Source organism: Lysinibacillus sp. FSL M8-0355 (assembly GCF_038008985.1).
Taxonomy (GTDB): domain Bacteria; phylum Bacillota; class Bacilli; order Bacillales_A; family Planococcaceae; genus Lysinibacillus; species Lysinibacillus fusiformis_D.
The window spans coordinates 3,387,789-3,408,392 of the sequence record NZ_JBBPAI010000001.1 but is presented as its reverse complement, the minus strand read 5'-3'; the positions used below and the strand labels follow the sequence as shown (position 1 = coordinate 3,408,392).

Here is a 20,604-nt window from a genome sequence, read left to right as displayed (position 1 = left end):
TATGATATAAACAGAAGGAATATTTGTGATAAAAGGCGTAAATTGCGGTTTTTTCTATGATAATATAGTATTTTCTTTTATAATGAATATGTATTCATTTCATTTGCCGTCATTATAATTAAAACAGGCAAATACATAACAGGGGATGGTGTAACATGAAAGCAAACTATATTGAAGATTTTCAAGAGTGGGAAAAGGATTTTTCCTTTTATAGTGAGGTACGTGTACGTTTTTCAGAGACAGATATGTTTGGTCATATGAACAATACCGTTAGCTTTACATATTTTGAGCAAGCAAGAATTGATTATTTCCATCATTTAGGTATTTTAATGCCTTCAGCAGTTAATGAGGATGTGGAGGCTATACCGATAGTGGCCGATTTACAATGTGATTATGTGAAGCAGGTCTTCTTTGATGATGTTCTCCGAATTTACACAAAGATCGCGAAAGTTGGAAATTCATCACTGGACATTCATTATCTTGCTAAAAATCAAAAGAATGAAATTTGCTTCACTGGTCGTGGAACAATTGTGCAAATGGATCCTCGAACAGGCAAGAGTGTGCCGATTTCTGAGGAAGATAGGACGAAATTCATTCAATTGGCTATTCTTCCTCATTAGTTTATAGTGTAATTATATGAAAGTTTATTGAAAAAGTAGGAATTGCATTTTACATAAAATTTATGAATGTATCGATGTAATTTTCGAAATTTTTAAGGAAACATGGAATAATCATGCAAATAGCCGTCACCGCTTCCAGCCCCTTAACATAAGTTACAATACGTGCGGGGGAGGAGGGTGTAACTGAATGAATGGCTCTCATCATCGTTCTCTTTTAACAAACCGAGAACGTGAAATATTTGCGCTTTTATTAGCTGAAAAAACAACGAGAGATATTGCAGAGCAGCTTGGTATTAGTGAAAAAACAGTGCGGAATCACATTTCCAATACAATTCAAAAGCTAGGTGTAACGAATCGATCTCAGGCGTTAATTGAGCTGTTACGCTTGGAAGAATTTAAATTAGACTAATGGACACTTGCTATTTCGTGAAAAAAACGACAAAATAGAACTATTCAACGTATTTTTAGGAGTGAAATAGTTATATGTCGGATGAAGTAACAAAGCACTCACCTGAAACCGTTGCAACGGTTGAAAAGGAATTACGCTATATAGCGGCCATCGTGAAGCAAAAGGGAAGAGAAATTGTTTCCGACTATGCGATAACGCCGCCACAATTTGTTGCATTACAGTGGTTAGAAGAGCTTGGTGATATTACAATTGGCGAATTATCAAACCGTTTATATTTAGCCTTTAGCACAACAACAGATTTAGTGGATCGAATGGAGAAAAATGAATTAGTCAAGCGTGTGCGTGATGAAAATGATCGCCGTGTTGTTGTCGTTCATCTTCTCGAAAAGGGCGAACGTATTATTCAAGAAGTTATTGAAAAAAGGCAGCAATACTTGCAGGAGATGCTTGTTGGTTTTAATGAACAAGAAGTCGCGCAATTATCAAGCTATTTAGAAAAACTACATGTACACATGAAACAGGATTGAGGCGGAAAGTATGAATGCCCCGATAGGCGTTATTGACTCAGGAGTAGGCGGTTTAACCGTAGCAAAAGAAATCATGAAGCGATTGCCAAACGAAACGATCTATTATATTGGCGATACAGCAAGATGTCCGTATGGTCCAAGAAGTCGTCAGGAAGTACGGAATTTCACTTGGCAAATGGCAAAAGCACTCGAAAAAATGAATATTAAGATGCTCGTTATTGCTTGTAATACAGCGACTGCAGTAGCACTCGAAAGTTTACAAAGAAATATGCCTTTTCCGGTACTAGGCGTTATTAATGCTGGCGCACGTGCAGCTGTAAAAAAGACGAAGCGACATGAAGTCGTTGTGCTTGCAACAGAAGGAACAATTAAAAGTGGGGCGTATGAAGAAGCCTTATTATCACTTAATACGTCAACACATATTATCCCACTAGCATGTCCAACATTCGTACCACTTGTAGAAAGTGGCGAATACAAAGGTGACTTTGCAAATAAGTTAATAGCTGAAGGCTTAAAGCCGTTGAAAAATCGACAATTTGATACGGTTATTTTAGGGTGTACACATTACCCTATTCTACAAAAACAAATTGAAGCTGTTGTCGGAGGAGATGTGAATGTGTTATCTTCTGCGGAGGAAACAGCAAAAGATGTTCAAGAAATGTTAGCGTATAACGGCACTTTAGCAAATGCTGATGCGGTGCCTGCCCATAAATTTTTTGCATCTGGTTCTGTTCCAATTTTCCGTTCAATCGCTGAGAATTGGCTGGAGCAAGGTACTCTTGACATAAAACGTATGACATTAAAATAAAAAATCAGCTTAGCAACAGGCTAGGCTGATTTTTGCCGTTTTTTTAGCTATGTACATAAACGTCCGAGTACTTTTTTGATGGCACAAATTGTGATAAGATGAGGGCGCGAAAGTTTTTAGGAGGAACGAATGATATGACAAGATTTGATGGAAGAAATGAAGACGGGCTACGACCTGTAAAAATGGATACAGAGTATCTATTACACCCAGAAGGCTCCGTATTAATTCAAGTAGGTAATACAAAAGTAATTTGCACAGCAACAATTGAAGACAAAGTACCTGGCTTTTTACGTGGCCAAGGGAAAGGATGGATCACAGCCGAGTACTCAATGCTTCCTCGTGCAACCGCTCAACGTACACCACGTGAATCCTCACGAGGAAAAGTCAATGGCCGTACGATGGAAATTCAACGCTTAATTGGGCGTGCATTACGTGCTGTTGTCGATTTAGAAGCCCTTGGAGAACGCACTGTATGGATTGACTGTGATGTTATTCAAGCTGATGGTGGCACTCGTACAGCATCTATTACAGGAGCATTTGTTGCAATGACACAGGCAATTGCTAAGTTTGCTGAAGAAAAGCCATTTGAGAAGTTCCCAGTAACAGACTTTTTAGCGGCAACAAGTGTTGGCATTGTAGAAGAACAAGGTGCCATTCTTGATTTAAATTATGTAGAAGATGTGGCTGCTGCTGTTGATATGAATATTGTGATGACAGGCACAGGGCGATTTGTTGAAATACAGGGTACAGGTGAGGAAGCTACCTTTTCTCGTGAAGAACTGAATGAATTGTTAGCATTGGGTGAAAAAGGCATTCAGCAATTAGTAAATCTTCAAAAAACAACGCTTGGTGAACTGGCCAACAAAGTCGGAGGGAATCAATAATTATGAAACAAGTAGTCATCGCCACAAAAAATAAAGGAAAAGCAAAAGATTTTGAAGCATTATTTGGTCCACTAGGTTATGAAGTAGTGACAATGTTTGAAGTAGCACCAGAAATGGAAATAGAAGAAACTGGTACAACATTTGAAGAAAATGCAATCTTAAAAGCAGAAGCGTTGGCGAAGGAACTTGGCACAATTGTGATTGCAGATGATAGTGGCTTAGCAGTGGATGCATTAAATGGTGAGCCAGGCGTGTATTCTGCCCGCTATGCTGGCGATCATGACGACGAAGCAAACATGGTAAAATTGTTAGCTAATTTACATGGTGTCGAAGATGACAAACGTACTGCCCGTTTTTGCTGCTGCATTGCAATTGCAGGACCTGATTTTGTAACGACAACGGTATTCGGCACATGTGAAGGGGTTATTGCACATGAAAAACGTGGAACGAATGGATTTGGCTATGATCCAATCTTTTTCGTACCAAGCTTAAATCGTATGATGGCTGAGCTTTCACCAGAGGAAAAAGGCTCTATTTCTCACCGTGGCAATGCCATTCGCAAGTTAAAGGAACAATTACCGAATCTTATAAAATAAGAGGTGATATCCATGAAAATACTTGTTATGAGCGATACACATGGTGATAGCCATGTCATCGAAAAGGTTAAAGGTTTTTATCCTGAAATAGATGTTGTCATTCATTGTGGAGATAGTGAACTTCCTTTCTCACATGAGGCATTAAAAGGCGTGAAAAAAGTAAGAGGAAACTGTGATCGTGAAACAGCTTTCCCCGAAGAGGAAATTTTCACAGTCAATGATGTTAAAATTTTTGTGACGCATGGCCATTTATTCAATGTGAAAAATTCCATCTTATCATTAACCTATCGGGCCAAAGAGGTGGACGCACAAATCGTATGCTTTGGTCACTCTCATATCCTTGGTGCCGAAATGATTGATGATATTTTATTTTTAAATCCTGGAAGCTTATTAAAACCACGTGGTCGTAAAGAGAAAAGCTTTGCGGTTGTGGAAATCACTGCAACCTCTTTTAAAGTCGCTTGCTTGACAGATGATCATCAAAGTATTGCGACTCATATTTTTCAAAGAAATTAACATAAAATAAAAATCCGCATAACATTAAAGTTATGTGGATTTTTATGTAGGCTTTCTAGTGGTAAATTTGACTAGGAATGATTAATGTTGAAATAGCAAAAATAAATCAAAAGGCAATAAAGGAGAAAACATGGAAAAGACAATTGGCTGGCATTTTGATAATAGTTATGTTCGACTACCAAGTATTATGTATTCCGATATTTCGTTAAATCCTGTTCGTTCACCAAAGCTAGTTCTGTTAAATGAAGCTGTTGCAGTGTCACTTGGATTAGATGCTCAAGCTTTACAGAGGGAAGAAGGAGTCGCTATCTTAGCTGGCAATAAAATCCCAGAAGGTGGCGAACCAATTGCACAAGCCTATGCAGGGCATCAATTTGGTCATTTTAATATGTTGGGTGATGGTAGAGCGCTTTTATATGGAGAACATATAACACCTCAGCAGGAACGGTATGATATCGCACTAAAAGGTTCTGGTAGAACACCTTATTCTCGTGGTGGAGATGGACGAGCTGCGTTAGGGCCAATGCTAAGGGAGTACATCATGAGTGAGGCAATGTTTGCGTTAGGGATTCCCACATCACGTAGTCTTGCAGTAGTGGCTACAGGTGAAATGATTATGCGAGAAACTGAATTACCAGGAGCAATTGTCACGCGAGTTGCCAGCAGTCATTTGCGAGTAGGGACCTTTCAATATGCCGCACAATGGGGAACAGATGAAGAGCTCCAGCGCTTGGCTGACTATGCATTAGAACGTCATTTCTCAGCTGATACTGGCACTCAAAATCGTTATCTTTATTTGCTAAAGGAAGTCATGAAGAAGCAGGCATCCTTAATAGCACAGTGGCAGTTAGTGGGCTTTATTCATGGAGTCATGAACACAGATAATATGACCATTAGCGGTGAAACCATTGATTATGGTCCTTGCGCTTTCATGGACACCTATGATCCCTCGACTGTATTTAGCTCTATTGATCGGCAAGGTCGTTATGCTTATGGCAATCAGCCCAACATTGGTGGCTGGAATTTAACACGCTTAGCTGAGACGTTACTCCCTTTCATTCACGATGATCAAGAAGAAGCTATTCAATTGGCACAAGACACGCTACAACAATATCCTCACTTCTACGTTGAAAATTGGTTAAAGGGGATGCGCGCAAAGCTAGGTATTTTTAATGAAGAGCAAGAAGATGTCCAGCTTATTGAAGGGCTTCTCCAGCTTATGCAACAATACGAAGCAGATTATACGAATACGTTTATCGCTTTAACCTTTGAGCAAATGGAAGATACCCCATTAATGAATGCATCAGCGTTTCAAGAATGGCATCAAAAATGGACGGAGCGATTAGCGAGACAGCAGCAAACGAAAGAAATGTCACAACAATTAATGCGTCAACATAATCCTGCTGTTATTCCTCGCAATCACAGGGTAGAAGAAGCTTTAGAAGCAGCTGTAGAACGAGACGACTATCATGTTATGAACAATTTATTAAAAGTCCTTGCTCAGCCTTATGCCCATACGAAAGAGCAACAAGAATATGCTGCATTACCTGAACCGTCTAATCAACCATATCGTACTTTTTGTGGCACATGAGTAAAAACGAGAGACGTTCATTCTCTCGTTTTTTATTGTATATAGGCACTTTACAGAATCCGATCGCATACTCTATGTATGAATAAAGATAAAGGAGAATGGGGTCGGTGCATAAATTTTCAAAAGGTTGGTTTGTCAAAGAGTTACGAGCTCATGGGATAATGGTTCATCCTCAATTTAAAAACCATTTAGGCTTATTTAAAGAATCTGAATTACGAAATTTATATTATCGGTATGTTGAAATAGAATATGCTGAGCAAGATCAATAGTCCTGTTGTTTGAATAACTCCTTTCTAGGAAAAGCTAGTAGTTAGAAAGGAGTTTTTCTATGTGGATGATGACACAGACATGGCAAGATGTTCTATTTTTACACTGGTCCATAGACCCCAAAGAGTTAGAAAAACATCTACCTGAGGAACTAAAACTTGATCTCTTTGAACAAAATGCTTGGCTAAGTGCTGTCCTTTTTAAAGTTCATCGACATCGACTACGATTTCTACCAACCATTCCTGGAATGAATATCTATTTACAATTGAATGTCCGGACATATGTAGAGTATAACGGCATGAAAGGCATCTATTTTTTTCATTTAGATGTCACGAATTATTTCGTGTCAAAAATCACGGCATTAGGTAGTTTACCTTACCGCTACTCCAAAATCTTAGCAAAACAAAGAGAAAATCACTTTTCATATACAAGCCATTACAAAGCCTGTGACGAAAGATTAAGGGTTACTTATACAATAGAAGATCACACGAATACTATTTTTGACCAATGGATTGTAGAACGTTATCATTCATGGGCCAAGTGGAAGGATACCCTTTATCGAATTGATATCCACCACTCACCATGGGAATTACAGCGGGCAAGCGCAACGATTCACAGTAATACATTAGCTTCTTTTATGAAGGGGAATTTTCAGGGAACACAGCCTATTGCTCATTTTGCTAAAAATAAAGTAGCGAAAGTTTTTCTGCCAGTAGTTGAACGCAAATAAATGGATTTTTTACATTAAAAAAGATAACAAAATTGCATCACAATGGCCCCAGCAATCATATCTGACATGGCTAGAGCCTCTGCTTCAATTTCATCAAAAACGTCTATATCAGCTTGATAATCTTTCTGGATCATCGTCACGGCTTCATTTTTCGTTAAAGCTAAATGCGTATAAAACATTTTTTGGACAGCCTCTCTACTTAAGTAAGGATTAATCGTATGCAAAAATAGCGCAATATCATCTGCATTGCGATACCATTCCTTCTCTTTTGCTTCCGCTGTGGTAGCCTCTCCTTTAGCAGCAGCTGTCACTAATTGAGCAGCCAGCAGCAGATGTTCTTTAATTAATGCTGTATATCGATCTGCTATAGAGTCGCCGTAAAAGGGACGTAGACAATTTCCTAAATCAGTCGCATTTCGTAACAGACGCTGCTGCACAAAAGGAAGATCAGGTAAATTGAATACAATGCTAATAATCGTCATTCGCGTCCAATTGACATGCTCCATCCAAAGTAAGCGATTCATCGCCATAAAATCAGCTTCGGCTTTACTGATACAGCGCCGGTAATCATGTGAATGTAAAAAGTGACGAATCGGTGCCGTATATTGAGTAGAGGGGGCTTGATACAGCTGGCTTAATGAAAACCCATTTGAATAGGGGTACAAGGCTTCACTCCTTCTTGTTCTTTCTCCTACAGTAGCATACTCTAAGGAAACTCTGGGTATGAAGAACAAGTAAGGAAGAGCAAATGACAAAACTACTCTTCATACATCATTTTCTTTGTCATGCCGCCATCGACCGTAAGATTAATGCCTGTCACAAAATTATTTACGGGGTTTGTTAAATAGAGACAAGCCTGTGCGATATCTTCAGGCACACCAACCCTTCCTGATAAATGCTGTACATGATCGACTGGTCGAAGTGCCTCATAATCGCCTGTTTCAATCCAGCCAGGCGAAATACAATTCACCGTGATTTGATCAGGACCTAAAGACCGCGCTAAAGCATGTGTTAACGCCACAATACCACCTTTTGTAGCCGCGTAGGCTTCTGTATTAGGTTCTGACATCTCAGCCCGTGTAGATGCTAACGAAACAATCGAACCACCTTTCACATTGTGCCTCATCACCTTCGCAGCCTCTCTGGCACAGAAAAAGGCACTCGTTAAATTTGTGTGTAGTAGATGATTCCACTCCTCAAACGTCACATCATAAGGAGAGATATGCCCAGCATTATTAATTAAAATATGAATAGTCCCATATTGCTCAACAGCTCGTTGCATTAACTGAACGATATCCTGTTCCTTCATTACATCTGTTTGAACAAATAAAACAGCGTAGCCTTGTGCAAGCATATCCTGTTCTAATTGTTGACCTAAACCGTCATTTAAATCAGCAATTACCACCTTTGCGCCATGCCGTGCATATGCAAGCACTATCCCTTTGCCAATCCCTTGTGCGCCACCTGTAACAACAACGACCGAATCCTTAAACATCTACATACCTCCCAATTTTTTATCGCCAATAGTGTAGCAAATATTTTCATATTCGTCTTCTTGAGAGGAGTAAGACATGGTATAATCGAAGCTGTAGCAACATATGATGAACAATATGAGGCAAACCTTGCCTACATAGTAAAATTAATGTTGACATTATGCCATAAAGTACATATAATAAGTATTGTCCTTCCTATGAAATACATAGAAACGACACCATGTCTCAGTAGCTCAGCTGGATAGAGCAACGGCCTTCTAAGCCGTCGGTCGGGGGTTCGAATCCCTCCTGGGACGTCATGCAAAGCCTTACAGCCACAACGGTTGTAAGGCTTTTTGTTTTTATGCATAAATGTATAATATTCTGTTTGGTGCCCAAGAGGTGCCCAAATCAATCTTTTTCATCAAAAAGTTTATCAAAGTGAGAACTTGCTCGCTGATCCGTTTCTTGCAAAAGATGTCCATAAGTATTCATGGTAGTTGTGATATTTGAATGACCTAATCTCGACTGAATAACCTTAGGATGTTCACCAGCATGAATCAAAAGGGTAGCTGAAGTATGTCTTAAATCGTGAAAACGAATTCTAGGTAAATCGGGATTCTTTTTCATAAAACGATCCCACCACTGACTTCTTGAATCTGGACGATAAGATTTACCAAACTCATTTGAAAAAAGAAAAGTATGTCCTTCCCATATTCGCTCCTCGCCAGCCTCTTCCAGTTGATATTTTTTTACTGCGGCAAGTGTAACTAAATCATTCAGAATATTTGAAGGAATAGTAACTACACGTTTTCTTTTACCTGTTGTTTCTTTTATGATAATCCCATCTCCAGTTAAATTAACTAAAGCTTATTCTATTAATAGGGTATTGTTTTCAATGTTTAAATGTTTTTCTTCAAGGGCAACTAGTTCACCTTGTCGAGCAGCACTTACCACAGCCAGTTCAACTAACAATCGTTTTTCAGCAGTCTCTCTATTATTTAATCGCTCAAACAATAATTTAACTTGTTCCTCGCTGTAGGCTTTACCTTCTTCATATTTAAGTTTGGGTAGCTTTATATTTTTACAAGGACTCTCTTCGATTAAATTCCATTCAACTGCTACATTCATAATACTAGCGAATGCCTTGTAAATATTATGGATAGTGGAAGGGGCTAACTCGTTTTCTTTGCCGTCTAATCTTCGTTTTTTCTTCTGTAAATCACCTACAAAAAATACTACATCTACTTTTTTAATATCCTTTGATATCACCAAAAATAGGGAGGATTTGTTTTTCTAAATGCGTACAGTTATCATGAAATGATCGTGCACTATAATGTTGTTTTGCGTAATTATCTTTCCATCGTGGAAAAAGCTGATTTAATGTAATCGATTCAATATCACTAAAATATACATCTTTATTTTGCTTCATTTCTTCTTCAAACAGTATTAGTAGGCGCATCGCTTCTTTTTCGCTTTTGGCTTCTACATTTTTAGTTTTACGAATACGGCGATTACCTCGATAACCTAAATCTGCGATAAGTTTGAATTTATTCTTACTGATTTTTTGTACATATCCCATTGCTAACAGCTCCTTTCAAGAAGAGTACAATTGCAAAAAAAATGATTGTTAAGATAATGGTGTAGCCTTTTTTGCGCGAAATCATATTCAACATTAAATAGTAGAGAAATTTTATTAATAGCCTTTTCTTCATTTATAGGAAGTTTGATTTTATTTAGCATGAATGTTGGTACACATGCTTGTAGAGCAAAATTATTTGCTTTCCATTCCTGGTACTCTCTAAACAAAGGGGGTGTTTTTAAACAAGCGTGGTAATGAAAAGATGTCAGAGCATGCACAAGAAATTTACTTAAGTGGCCAGATACTGACTACATCACGTTTGATATTCGAAAAAGATTACAGTATAGGCGATATGGTGACGGTCCGTGAGAAAGGTTGGGGCGTTACTATGGATACAAGAATTACGGCAGCAACAGTGATTTGCGAATATGGCAAACGAAAGGTTGCGGGTAGTTTTTGATAATGATAAGCCTACCTTCATAAGTAAGATGAGACGAGAGATTGATGCATTCAAATATGAATTAAAGAAATAAACGCAGCATAAGCTAGCGTTATTTTTATTGTCTAAATGAGCAGGGAATCCATTACTTTTATTGAATTTAGTAGATGTAAGGGGGAATTTATTAAATGAAAACAACATACCATTTTCTAAATAAATACCTATTCAGTAGCTAATAAATATTATTTTAGGAGTGTCGCTAAATGAGTGGTCCAGATATAAAAAGTGTTTTTCCCATGAAAAATATCAGAAGCTTATGTTTTTTAAAAAATGTGGTGGTTAATCCAAATATTGAAATCGGGGATTACACATATTATGACGATTATAATAATCCTTTGGATTTTGAAAAAAATGTCCTTTATCATTTTGACTTTATAGGAGATAAACTAAAAATAGGAAAGTTTTGTGCTATTGCTTCCAATGTCAAATTTATTATGAATGGTGCAAATCATAATACAAATTCTTTTACAACGTTTCCTTTTGGTGCCTTTGGTGGAGACTGGGAAGTAGGTTTAGAGAATTTAGGTGGTGGATACAAAGGTGATACAGTTATAGGGAATGATGTTTGGATTGGTTATAATGCTACCATTATGCCTGGTATTAAGATAGGTGATGGAGCTATAATAGCCACAAATACTGTTGTAACAAAAGATGTTCCGTCTTATTCAATTGTAGGGGGAAATCCAGGAAAATTAATACGCTATAGATTCGAGCAGGAGACAATTGATATTCTCAATAGTATCCAGTGGTGGAACTGGGATATAGAAAAGATAACTGAATTCATTCCCGTTTTGACAGGTAATAATATTAGTGCTTTAAAGGAACTGATAAAGTCACAATAAAAAACTGTTAAGCAACAGTAAGGGGATTGGAAGATATTTCATTTGTTAATAGTGTTTAAAACATAGAAATTTAAAATTAGAAAAGTCTTTTTATTTCCCGGAATGCTTGGGAATATGCCTTTCACATCAATTGTGAAGGGCTTTTTATTATGCTATGAGAGCAATCAAGATGGGCAACGGTACAAGCTACCGTATCTCGATGCGTCTCATGGCTTTTTATTTTAAATAGGGCAAAGGATTGGTGATGTAATGGATCCAGTAACAACGGTAACAGCAGCAAGTCAGGTAGCGAATTCACAAGTAGCATGGTCAATTCTGTGTATTTGTTTAGTAGTTTATGTTTTTTGGAATTCTGCCAAACGTGAACAAGTCAAATGACAAGCGGTGATTTTGAAGGATTGAAGATCATCATTACTCAACGTAGTAATTAAAATCAAAACCCAGGTACTCAATTAATTTTGAGCCTGGGCTTTTTGTGTATTTTCTAAAATACTTGACCATTCTATTATAGACAGGGGTGAAACAATGAACGATATAAGCTACTTACAAATAGCTAGTGAAACAGTTATAACTTTTTTTGTCCTTCTAGCTCTTACACGTTTTTTAGGAAAAAAACAATTAAGTCATTTAACTTTTTTTAATTATGTAACAGGAATAACAATAGGATCAATGGCTGCAAATATGGTTGTTCTTAGTACAAAAGATTACACAAAAGATCTACTCAGCCTAGTAATTTGGTGTTTACTTACTACAATAATTAGTTATATAAGTCTTAAATCTGGAAAAATTAGAGTAATCCTTGATGGACAACCTACAATTATTATAAAACATGGAGAGATAGACAGAAAAGCATTAAAAAGAACAGGTGTTAATATCGATGACTTAACGATGTTGATTAGGCAAAATCAAATTTTTTCAATTACAGAAATAGATTTCGCCATTCTAGAACCAAATGGTAGATTTAGTATTCTCAAGAAGCCTGAATATCAAGGAGCACAAAAAAGTGACTTAAAAATATATCCTTCGCCACCTACTTATTTACCTATTGAAATAATTACTGATGGGAAATTATTACCTAAAAATTTATTAGAAGTTGGTAAAAGTAGAGATTGGTTAAAAAATGAATTAAGCAAGGCAAACATAAAAGAAATAGAAGAAGTGTTTTATGCAGAAATTCAATCCGATGGAAGTTTATTTATACAAAAATTCTAAACAAAGTAACCAGGTACTCATTTATGAACTGAACCCCGAATAGGTCCACTTTTTTTAAAAGTCTCCACTATTCGGGGTTTCAGTTCATAAATTGAGCCTGGGCTTTTTTTATTTCCCTTATATAATATGAATCCTCTTTATTGAATTGGTATCAACATGTGTTGTATTTTAAAATTTTGGGTTGGTTAGTTTAGGGGACACAAAAAAAGAGTTGAATTTAATTATTTTGAGTGGAATAGTGAAACGATTTGATATCTTATGGTGAAATAAATAAATTTAGTAATAAAATTACCAAAATCAAAAGTTTTATGTTTTAATGTAAAGTGAGGGAAAGTAGGAAAATATTAACAAAATTATGAGTTGATATTAGTGGATTAAATGTACGTTATTTTAACAAAGATAAGAGGGTTGTGAAAGATGTTAAAGAATAAAATTATTTCAGCTGTAATTACATTAATTATAGGTATATTTATTATTCCTTTATTTATTGGATCTACATACAGCATTGCATATGGTATTTATGGTACTGCATTTACTATGGTTATAGCTGTTATAGTATCAATTTTGATTGAAAAATACAGTAAAAATAAAAACGTTATATTCATGTATATTAAGCATTTATTATGTGCATTAATTTTTTCACTATTATTTAGTTTAGTTAATTTTAATGCTAATACTATTAAAGATACTATTTATCTAGCTTCTTTAATGGGAAGTATTTATATAACCATATTTGTAATCTTTGATTATTTGTTAAGAAGTTTAAATAAGAGTAGATAAAATAATAATTCTTCTAAATCATTATGAATATTTTAGAGGTAGTTAAATCTAACAAAATTGAGAACTAAAGTTCATCACGAAAAAAAGAGGCTGGGACATAACTCATTTTATTGAGAAAAAGCAAAAAATGAATGTTATTTTTATAATTTATTAAAGTATATGTGTTCTAATAACGCAAAAAAATGTTAGACCAAACTTGTAAATGGTCTAACATTTTTTCTTTTGTCCCAGCCTCTTTTTTTAATTGTTTTTTGTACTGTCATATGAACGACCAACGTCGACCCATTCACTTTTTAAGAACGGGAAAAGGCCTCCAATTTCTTTTGCGTTCGCTGGCACAACTGAATAAATTATTTCAGGACCTTTTTTCATGGAAGTAATGTTACGCATGAATTCATACGCTGGGAAACCATCACGTTGACCTGTAATTCGTACGCTACCTGTACGAGTTACTTTAAGTACGAAAGTGTAGTCAATAGCTGGAGCTAAAGCAACTAATGGATTTTTCATAGCGCACTTACAGTTAATATACAAGACATCATCAATGATGTTTGTGTTGTATGTTAAGCCAGATTCAGATGCTGTCTCTCTTTTTGTAACTTTCCATTTCCCTTTTACAAGATCTTCTTGAATCGTTTGACCTACTTTAGTTTTCCCTTTAACGCCATAGTTTGCTTTTGACGTGTCAATAGTAAAACTTTGTGATGTTCTGAATGCAGTTGATTTCCAATCAGCATTATGTCATGTATCACCATGGAAACGTGAAGTTTTTTGGTGAAGAGGATGTTCTACATACTTAAACGGTAAAAATGTACGTAAACGTAGTTCTAATTTTGCCATAATATAACCTCCAATATTTTTGTGAAATATGAATCACACATATTGGATAGGTATATTATGGGAAAAGTAAGTGTTGAACAACGTATTCAATCAGTTTTAGAGAATATTATGAGCAGAAAAATTCCTATTTATTTATCAGTTTCAAAGGGACAACATCAATGCCATTTCTAAGCAACTTAACAAATATGCAAAGATGTATGGGTTAAGTAATATCAATCCTAATGCTCTAAGGAGGGGTTATGCAAAGAGTTTGTTAGAGAATGGGGAAATCTAGCATTGATCTCAAAAGCCTTAGGACATTCAAATTTAGTTGTTACAACTCAATATCTAGATATTGATGTTGAGGAAGTAGCTGATAATTTGAGGGATTTTTTATAAAAGACATTTCCTCTTGCTGTTTTAGCAGGAGAATTTCTTTGTTATCATACAGAAAAGACAGAGCTGGATACTCTGCCTCTTTATTCTGCTTACATGTCTTGATAGTAAAGCTAGTATTCTCAATATTACTTTAAAAAGATTTTTTCAATTACTAATATATGTAATATAATTAAATAAACAACTTTAGCAGAGGTGACTTATGCCAGTAAATTTTGATGAAAAATTATATTTCATTCAGTCAGCAGAAGATATTAAAAGATTTATGAGAGGTATGGAACCTTATCCTAACCTTTGCCCTGTATGCAATTTTCACATTTCCCCTTATTTCATCCTAGTACATGAAAAATGGATTAGTGATCATGAAAAATTGGAAGAAGTTTTATGTGGTTGCCCAAGACCAGAGTGTAATTCATTATTTTTTGCAGAATATGAACATCTTGGCTATCAAGGTGATAGACCATATTATGAACTTATAAAATTGTACCCATCAGCTAAATTTGATGAAAATTTTGCAGAAACTATAGCAGAGTTGTCACCTAAATTTGTTACAATTTATAATCAGGCTAAGCATGCAGAAAAGGAAGGCTTAGATTTAATTTGTGGAGTAGGTTACAGGAAAGCAATTGAATTCTTAGTAAAGGACTATGCCATAAAGCTAAATCCATCAGATGAGGAGGATATCAAGAAGAAATTTCTAGTGCCATGCATTAAGGAGTATATTCCTTCCCAAAATATTGTCTTTCTTACAGAAAGAGCTGCATGGTTAGGTAATGATGAGACTCATTATGAGAGAAAATGGCAAGATAAAGATGTTCAAGATTTAAAAATGTTAATAGATCTTACTTGCAAATATATAGATATGGAATTAACAACTGAGAAATACAAATTAGAAATGGCAGAACCAAGAAGGTAGCTACTTATCAGGAGTCTGAGTAAGCAGCTCCTTTTTTTATAGTAGGTATTTTTCAAGCACTTCTCCTCTTGCTCTCCTATCCCCTCAAGACAAGTAAGATAATATAAAGTGATAATAACTAAACACTACTTAAGTCATGCATTATTGTAAGTTAAATATTATCATAGTAGAATTTTGATTTGAAATAATTAGATTATTCAATGTAGGAACCTTCATCATATAAAGGATGGAGGTTCTTTTTTAGAAATAAATTGGTTATTTGGCATTTTATTAATTGTAACTATTTGTCATTTGATAAAAGATAATTAAACACTATTTAAACATATTATGTAAAAATATACAATTATGTTGTGTTGAAAAAATAAAGGAGTGAAAAAAATGAAGAAATTTAGTGGATTATTGATAGCTCTATTTATGACTATATTGATAGTTCCTGTAACAGCAAAAGCTAATGAGGATATTTTATCGGAGTTAGTAAAAAAAGAAGCACAAAATTACTGTGGTATTTACACCCTAAGTCCAATTGACGGTTTTGAACCTATAGAAGTGCCTGAAGGCGAAATCCCAACTGATGAAATAAACTTTGTTGAAGAGAGCGAGGCAATGAAAGCAGCGTCGCCGATGAAAGATCAGGTGGCTACTTCATCCTCTGGTTCAAAGATTGTAATGCCAGCAGCTAAAACTAGAAATTACGGTTATTGTCATATTTACGAGTATCATATGAAATTTTCTAAGGGAAAAATAAAATATGAAACTCAAGTAAATAGTGAATGGAAAACACAATTCAAATATGCTTATTATCCAGCAAAAACTATGGATATTGCAATGGAAGTAATAAATGGAACAGACGAATTGATAAAAGATCCTACAGTTAAAGATCGTTATACAAAAGAATTTGTTTCGTTTAAAGAAGGACAAAGAGTTAGGGTTGCAATTCAAAAAGGGAGTTCATGGTCAGGGTCATATTCAAAGTATGATTGGATTATAGTATCAATGTTCCCTGTATTTTAAATTTATGTTACAATCTATATTATGGAAATTTTTAAAGAAAGTGACTATGGGATGGGAAATAATAAAATTATACAAAATGTGAAACAAACTATTTCTGGGATTGAAATTGGGTATTTTACCACTGCCAAGAGTTATATTTACGATGAATATTTTAAATATTTTAATGATGAGGATCAAGAAACTAAAAAATATGCATTACTACTTTTTACATGCATGTTAGGTAACTGGTATAATAAATCGACTTTTGTCTTTAAACCTGAAAAGGAACGTTTACAATATAACAATGAAAAAGGAGCAAAATTTTTTAATTTTGAGGACTATATAACTTCATTGTTAGATAACTATCAAAATATTAAACGAGAATTTCCTTATATGTTTGAAATTATTGTTGTTTATTTACTTCTGATAGAGAAAGATAAACATTTGAGTTATGAAGAATGGTTTCCGGAAATTAATCCAGAAATATTTAAAGAACTCAGGGAGGAAATTTTAATTCCCAACAGAAATTTGGTCAATGATTGCCATCCAATAAAATATTTATTTAGAGAAGTTGGAATAAAACCTTTTTTCAAAGGTGATTTTTTTTAATGAATAAATACTAAAGCCACATTCAAAAAAGAGTGTGGTTTTTATTTTGTTAACTCATAAAAATAAATAAGTAAGAAAATGAATTTCTTAATACTAGGAAAGTTCGCAAAAAAACAGTGTGAATTGATCAAAAGCGTTGATTACTTCCATCCTATTTGTCCCATGATATGGATAGATGGGGGGTGTTGGTTAATGGATTATGAATATACTGTAAAGTTTTACTTTGAAGAAAGTCGTGAAGAAGAATATAAAATCAAGACAAATATTGGACAAGAAACTTTTGCAGAAGAAATTACTAATGGATTCAATGAGAAGTCCTGGTATTCATTTACTGAAACAGAAAATTATAAAACGGTATTAATTAATACTAAAAATGTTTATAAGGTATCAGTAGTGCAAGACACTGTAGAATTTGATTAATCATAATAAGTCACATCCAAAGGTAGTGACCTTTTAATGTTAAAGTTTTAGTTATGCAGCTAATTGGCTGGCATGAGTTCGGTAATTTACGAGGCCACTGAAAAACTTCATCTGGTTCCACTTAGCGAGGTATTCGACGATTGAATCGTCGAATACCTCGCCTTTTTAATTTATAATTGAGTGACTAAATGCAGGTGGTGTTCCCAATGATTTCAAACCAAGAGACTTTCAACTTAAGTCCATATATGGCCATTTACGATATTGTCGTGCCAAAAGATAATATGCTTCGTCAAATTAACGAACTAGTGGATTTCTCATTCATTTTAGAAGAATTGAAAACAAAATATTGTTTAGACAATGGAAGAAATGCGATTCCTCCGATTCGAATGTTTAAGTACTTATTGTTAAAAGCCATTTTTAATGTATCTGATGTAGACCTTGTCGAACGTTCAAAATATGACATGTCTTTCAAGTATTTTTTAGGTATGGCGCCAGAAGATGACGTGATTGATTCAAGTTCACTCACAAAATTCCGAAGACTGCGTCTTCAAAATGTAAGTTTATTAGATATGCTCATTGGAAAAACAGTTGAAATCGCACTCGAAAAGAACATTATCAAAAGTAAAACAATCATTGTGGACGCAACACATACCAAAGCACGTTATAACCAAAAATCACCGAAAGAATTTTTACAAGAAAAATCAAAATATACCCGCAAAGCAGTGTATCAATTTGATAAATCCATGAAAGAAAAATTTCCAAAGAAGAATACTTCTAACGAAGTAAAAGATGAATTAACTTACTGTGAAAGATTGATTGCCATTATTGAAAATAAACCACAAATCGCTCATCTACCAGCTGTAAAGGAAAAATTGAACGTGTTAAAAGAAGCTGTAGAAGATACGCAAGAACATCTAAATTATTCAACAGACACCGATGCACGAGTAGGACATAAAACAGCAGACAGTTCTTTCTTTGGTTATAAAACACATTTAGCAATTAGTGATGAACGTATAATTACAGCAGCAGTCGTTACAACAGGTGAAAAATCAGATGGACATTATCTACAAGAACTGATTGAAAAAAGTAAAGTAACAGGAATGGAAGTTGAAACAGTCATCGCTGACACAGCTTATTCAGGGAAAAACAATTTACTTTATACAAAAGAACAAAGCATTCAACTGATTTCTAAGTTAAATCCAATGATTACTCAAAATGGGCGAGGAAACGGAAAAGGATTTGACTTTAATAAAGATGCAGGTTTATTTGTATGTCCAGCAGGACATTTAGCAAATAGAAAAAGTAAAAAACCAGATTCACACCCAGGAGCAAGTGCAAGAATGGTTTATTTTTTTGACATTGAAAAATGTAAGGTCTGTCCACTCCGAGAAGGGTGTTTTAAAGAAGGTGCAAAAACTAAGACCTATTCTGTTGCCATTAAATCAGAAGAACATTTAGACCAACAAGCTTTTCAAGAAACAGAAGAATTTAAACGCTTAGCTCGAGAACGTTATAAAATCGAAGCAAAAAATAGTGAGTTAAAAAATAAACACGGGTACGATCAAGCATCGGCTGCGGGTTCATTTGGCATGCAAATTCAGGGAGCAACGACGATATTCGCTGTCAATCTAAAAAGAATCTTAAAGCTTCTGAATGGAAAAGGGTAATAAATAGGTGAAAAAGATAGGGCGTTTCCTGTTCAAAATTGAACAAGAAGCGCCCTATCTTTTTCTAAAACGAATTTATTTATAAAAAACGCAAGTTTTTCAGTGGCCTCGTAATTTACTGGGCTCAAGCCAGCCAGTTTTTGTTTTAATTCGTTCATTATTATAGTAATCGATAAACTTCTCTATTGTCTTTTTTAACGCTTCATAGGAGATTCATTCTTCCACGTCATATATTTCTTGTTTGAGTAAATCAAAGAAGTTCTCCATTGCGGCATTGTCTGCACAAGTTGTTTTACGAGATATGCTTTGGAAAATCTTGTTTTGTTTTAATGTTTGCACCCACGAATTATGTTGATAATGCCACGCTTGATCTGAGTGAATGGTCGTATGGTATTTTACACGTTCATGAATGATTAGGAGCACTAACCCATCACAAAATCGAGTGTCGGGCATTTTGATATGCTAAAGCAATAATCTCACCATTATATAAATCCAGTATTAGGCTTTTTCGTCTATATGTCTGTTACGACTTTTTGAAGGGTATACGGTACTGAAACGACGGTTTAAACGTTCCCAAACAGTGCCTTTATATAATTTATAGCGTGATTTGCGTACGAATTTCTCACATTTGAAGGAATTAAAGAGAAGGAATCCTAACTATATATGAAGAAGTAGTAACTTGTTGAGATGACTCAATCATTTTTAATTAAGGAGGAACTTTTTTGCAATTACTTTTTAAATATAATTGGATGGTAAGAGAAGACTGGTTTCGTTGGTGCGACGAGTTGAGTGAAGAAGAGCTTTTGCAAAACCGACCTGGTGGAATGGGAAGTATATTACATACACTTTTCCATATAATTGATGTCGAATGGAGTTGGATACGACTTTTACAAGGTAAAACTGATTTTCAGGAGAGTTTTGAGGAATATAATAGCTTGGAAAAGGTTCGTAAATTGGAAGCTGAATTTCATTTAGAAGTAGAAAACTTTGTAAACCAATGGGATGACAGTATGGAAGAGCGTTTACTCCATAATACATTGGCAGATGGAAGGATTGAGACGCATACATGGGGTGAAGTCATTCGACATACGATTGTACATGAAATCCATCATATAGGACAGTTATCAATTTGGGCTAGAGAGATGGGGAGAGAGCCTATCTCTGCAAACCTAATTAGACGGGGTCTCTCTTCATCATTGAAGGATTAGAGGTAGTGACCAAATAAATATAAATAGATGGAAAGATTTAATAAGTTTTTAATATACTGATTGATAAAAAGCTATAAAAATAGGTTTTAGATAGAGGAAAATGAAAACATAGTAATGGATAGAAAAAGTAAAAATAGCTTAGATATCAGACACTCTCGCATGAGGGTGTTTTTTTATTGATAGGAGTAAAAAGTGTAGAAATATGAAAATAATCATAGAATTACCTTGATTATCCATGTATATT

At 35.0% G+C, this 20,604-nt stretch carries 28 protein-coding genes, 1 tRNA gene and 1 pseudogene; 23 read left to right on the top strand and 7 right to left on the bottom strand.

Annotated features, from left to right (window positions below):
* Positions 1-155: 155 nt before the first annotated feature.
* From MKY46_RS16535 to MKY46_RS16490, 10 genes are all read left to right on the top strand, one after another.
* Entirely contained in the window at positions 156-620 is a 465-nt protein-coding gene (locus tag MKY46_RS16535; protein ID WP_036128221.1) for an acyl-CoA thioesterase, read from the top strand.
* 187 nt (positions 621-807) lie between these two features.
* Positions 808-1,029: a helix-turn-helix domain-containing protein gene (locus MKY46_RS16530; protein WP_004226437.1), complete on the top strand. Its 222-nt coding sequence runs from the start codon at positions 808-810 to the stop codon at positions 1,027-1,029.
* A gap of 74 nt (positions 1,030-1,103) precedes the next feature.
* Positions 1,104-1,556 carry a MarR family winged helix-turn-helix transcriptional regulator gene (locus tag MKY46_RS16525; protein WP_016991542.1) on the top strand — a complete coding sequence of 151 codons (453 nt, stop codon included), beginning with the start codon at positions 1,104-1,106 and terminating at the stop codon, positions 1,554-1,556.
* A gap of 10 nt (positions 1,557-1,566) precedes the next feature.
* Positions 1,567-2,364, top strand: coding sequence for a glutamate racemase (gene racE / locus MKY46_RS16520; protein ID WP_036128218.1), 798 nt, complete (start codon positions 1,567-1,569; stop codon positions 2,362-2,364).
* A gap of 134 nt (positions 2,365-2,498) precedes the next feature.
* Entirely contained in the window at positions 2,499-3,248 is a 750-nt protein-coding gene (gene rph / locus MKY46_RS16515; RefSeq protein ID WP_036128216.1) for a ribonuclease PH, read from the top strand.
* Between the two features lie 2 nt (positions 3,249-3,250).
* Positions 3,251-3,844 (top strand): XTP/dITP diphosphatase, encoded by a 594-nt coding sequence (locus MKY46_RS16510; protein WP_036128214.1) that lies wholly within the window; start codon positions 3,251-3,253, stop codon positions 3,842-3,844.
* Positions 3,845-3,856: 12 nt separating this feature from the next.
* Positions 3,857-4,360, top strand: coding sequence for a metallophosphoesterase (locus MKY46_RS16505; RefSeq protein WP_036128211.1), 504 nt, complete (start codon positions 3,857-3,859; stop codon positions 4,358-4,360).
* A 130-nt stretch (positions 4,361-4,490) separates the two neighbouring features.
* Positions 4,491-5,951 carry a protein adenylyltransferase SelO gene (locus tag MKY46_RS16500; protein WP_036128208.1) on the top strand — a complete coding sequence of 487 codons (1,461 nt, stop codon included), beginning with the start codon at positions 4,491-4,493 and terminating at the stop codon, positions 5,949-5,951.
* A gap of 98 nt (positions 5,952-6,049) precedes the next feature.
* The gene (locus tag MKY46_RS16495) at positions 6,050-6,220 is read left to right on the top strand and encodes a DUF2639 domain-containing protein (protein WP_170829897.1); all 171 of its coding nucleotides are present in this window, start codon (positions 6,050-6,052) and stop codon (positions 6,218-6,220) included.
* Positions 6,221-6,279: 59 nt separating this feature from the next.
* Positions 6,280-6,948 carry a YqjF family protein gene (locus MKY46_RS16490; RefSeq protein ID WP_036128207.1) on the top strand — a complete coding sequence of 223 codons (669 nt, stop codon included), beginning with the start codon at positions 6,280-6,282 and terminating at the stop codon, positions 6,946-6,948.
* 14 nt (positions 6,949-6,962) lie between these two features.
* Here MKY46_RS16490 and MKY46_RS16485 read toward each other — a convergent pair whose 3' ends face one another.
* Both MKY46_RS16485 and MKY46_RS16480 read right to left on the bottom strand, forming a co-directional pair.
* A complete protein-coding gene (locus tag MKY46_RS16485) occupies positions 6,963-7,577 on the bottom strand; it encodes a hypothetical protein (RefSeq protein ID WP_051891765.1) in 615 nt (204 codons plus the stop codon).
* Between the two features lie 128 nt (positions 7,578-7,705).
* Positions 7,706-8,443 (bottom strand): SDR family NAD(P)-dependent oxidoreductase, encoded by a 738-nt coding sequence (locus tag MKY46_RS16480; RefSeq protein ID WP_036128203.1) that lies wholly within the window; start codon positions 8,441-8,443, stop codon positions 7,706-7,708.
* Positions 8,444-8,663: 220 nt separating this feature from the next.
* Between MKY46_RS16480 and MKY46_RS16475 the strand changes: the two genes are divergently transcribed.
* A tRNA-Arg gene (locus tag MKY46_RS16475) sits at positions 8,664-8,737 on the top strand.
* A gap of 94 nt (positions 8,738-8,831) precedes the next feature.
* Here MKY46_RS16475 and MKY46_RS16470 read toward each other — a convergent pair.
* Genes MKY46_RS16470 through MKY46_RS16460 form a run of 3 tightly spaced genes read right to left on the bottom strand, consistent with a single transcriptional unit; the run spans position 8,832 to position 10,002 of the window.
* Positions 8,832-9,260, bottom strand: a complete 429-nt coding sequence (locus MKY46_RS16470; protein ID WP_419185199.1) for a tyrosine-type recombinase/integrase — start codon at positions 9,258-9,260, stop codon at positions 8,832-8,834.
* Positions 9,261-9,290: 30 nt separating this feature from the next.
* The gene (locus tag MKY46_RS16465; RefSeq protein WP_155273226.1) at positions 9,291-9,695 is read right to left on the bottom strand and encodes a tyrosine-type recombinase/integrase; all 405 of its coding nucleotides are present in this window, start codon (positions 9,693-9,695) and stop codon (positions 9,291-9,293) included.
* Positions 9,673-10,002: a hypothetical protein gene (locus tag MKY46_RS16460; RefSeq protein ID WP_036128197.1), complete on the bottom strand. Its 330-nt coding sequence runs from the start codon at positions 10,000-10,002 to the stop codon at positions 9,673-9,675. Before MKY46_RS16460 ends, MKY46_RS16465 begins: the two co-directional genes overlap by 23 nt.
* Before the next feature lie 262 nt (positions 10,003-10,264).
* Between MKY46_RS16460 and MKY46_RS23845 the strand changes: the two genes are divergently transcribed.
* The 5 genes from MKY46_RS23845 (at position 10,265) to MKY46_RS16440 (ending at position 13,335) form a co-directional block, all read left to right on the top strand.
* Positions 10,265-10,462 (top strand): Gp37-like protein, encoded by a 198-nt coding sequence (locus MKY46_RS23845; RefSeq protein WP_036128195.1) that lies wholly within the window; start codon positions 10,265-10,267, stop codon positions 10,460-10,462.
* Positions 10,463-10,704: 242 nt separating this feature from the next.
* Positions 10,705-11,343 (top strand): CatB-related O-acetyltransferase, encoded by a 639-nt coding sequence (locus MKY46_RS16455; protein WP_036128193.1) that lies wholly within the window; start codon positions 10,705-10,707, stop codon positions 11,341-11,343.
* A 249-nt stretch (positions 11,344-11,592) separates the two neighbouring features.
* A complete protein-coding gene (locus MKY46_RS16450; protein WP_256375553.1) occupies positions 11,593-11,721 on the top strand; it encodes a hypothetical protein in 129 nt (42 codons plus the stop codon).
* Positions 11,722-11,868: 147 nt separating this feature from the next.
* Positions 11,869-12,555 (top strand): DUF421 domain-containing protein, encoded by a 687-nt coding sequence (locus MKY46_RS16445; protein ID WP_051891763.1) that lies wholly within the window; start codon positions 11,869-11,871, stop codon positions 12,553-12,555.
* 417 nt (positions 12,556-12,972) lie between these two features.
* Complete coding sequence (locus MKY46_RS16440; RefSeq protein ID WP_036128190.1) at positions 12,973-13,335, top strand: hypothetical protein; 363 nt, start codon at positions 12,973-12,975, stop codon at positions 13,333-13,335.
* Between the two features lie 240 nt (positions 13,336-13,575).
* Here the strand turns inward: MKY46_RS16440 and MKY46_RS16435 are convergent, their stop codons facing one another.
* Positions 13,576-13,968, bottom strand: coding sequence for a DUF3238 domain-containing protein (locus tag MKY46_RS16435; protein ID WP_268987988.1), 393 nt, complete (start codon positions 13,966-13,968; stop codon positions 13,576-13,578).
* A gap of 305 nt (positions 13,969-14,273) precedes the next feature.
* Between MKY46_RS16435 and MKY46_RS16430 the strand changes: the two are divergent.
* The 6 genes and pseudogenes from MKY46_RS16430 to MKY46_RS16405 form a co-directional block, all read left to right on the top strand.
* Positions 14,274-14,553 (top strand): annotated as a pseudogene (locus MKY46_RS16430) (tyrosine-type recombinase/integrase); the annotation flags it as partial.
* Positions 14,554-14,752: 199 nt separating this feature from the next.
* Entirely contained in the window at positions 14,753-15,466 is a 714-nt protein-coding gene (locus tag MKY46_RS16425; RefSeq protein WP_036125917.1) for a DUF4145 domain-containing protein, read from the top strand.
* 378 nt (positions 15,467-15,844) lie between these two features.
* Positions 15,845-16,477, top strand: coding sequence for a hypothetical protein (locus tag MKY46_RS16420; protein ID WP_036125919.1), 633 nt, complete (start codon positions 15,845-15,847; stop codon positions 16,475-16,477).
* Positions 16,478-16,528: 51 nt separating this feature from the next.
* The gene (locus MKY46_RS16415) at positions 16,529-17,065 is read left to right on the top strand and encodes a hypothetical protein (protein ID WP_230593913.1); all 537 of its coding nucleotides are present in this window, start codon (positions 16,529-16,531) and stop codon (positions 17,063-17,065) included.
* A gap of 192 nt (positions 17,066-17,257) precedes the next feature.
* Entirely contained in the window at positions 17,258-17,485 is a 228-nt protein-coding gene (locus MKY46_RS16410) for a hypothetical protein (protein WP_036125924.1), read from the top strand.
* A 206-nt stretch (positions 17,486-17,691) separates the two neighbouring features.
* Positions 17,692-19,152 carry an IS1182 family transposase gene (locus tag MKY46_RS16405; protein ID WP_340833939.1) on the top strand — a complete coding sequence of 487 codons (1,461 nt, stop codon included), beginning with the start codon at positions 17,692-17,694 and terminating at the stop codon, positions 19,150-19,152.
* A gap of 99 nt (positions 19,153-19,251) precedes the next feature.
* On the opposite strand, the gene MKY46_RS23840 is transcribed toward MKY46_RS16405, so the two are convergent.
* On the bottom strand, positions 19,252-19,365 hold the full coding sequence (locus tag MKY46_RS23840) for an IS3 family transposase (protein ID WP_445299964.1): 114 nt from the start codon (positions 19,363-19,365) through the stop codon (positions 19,252-19,254).
* A 509-nt stretch (positions 19,366-19,874) separates the two neighbouring features.
* Between MKY46_RS23840 and MKY46_RS16395 the strand changes: the two genes are divergently transcribed.
* A complete protein-coding gene (locus MKY46_RS16395; RefSeq protein ID WP_036124239.1) occupies positions 19,875-20,360 on the top strand; it encodes a DinB family protein in 486 nt (161 codons plus the stop codon).
* Positions 20,361-20,604 lie beyond the last annotated feature (244 nt).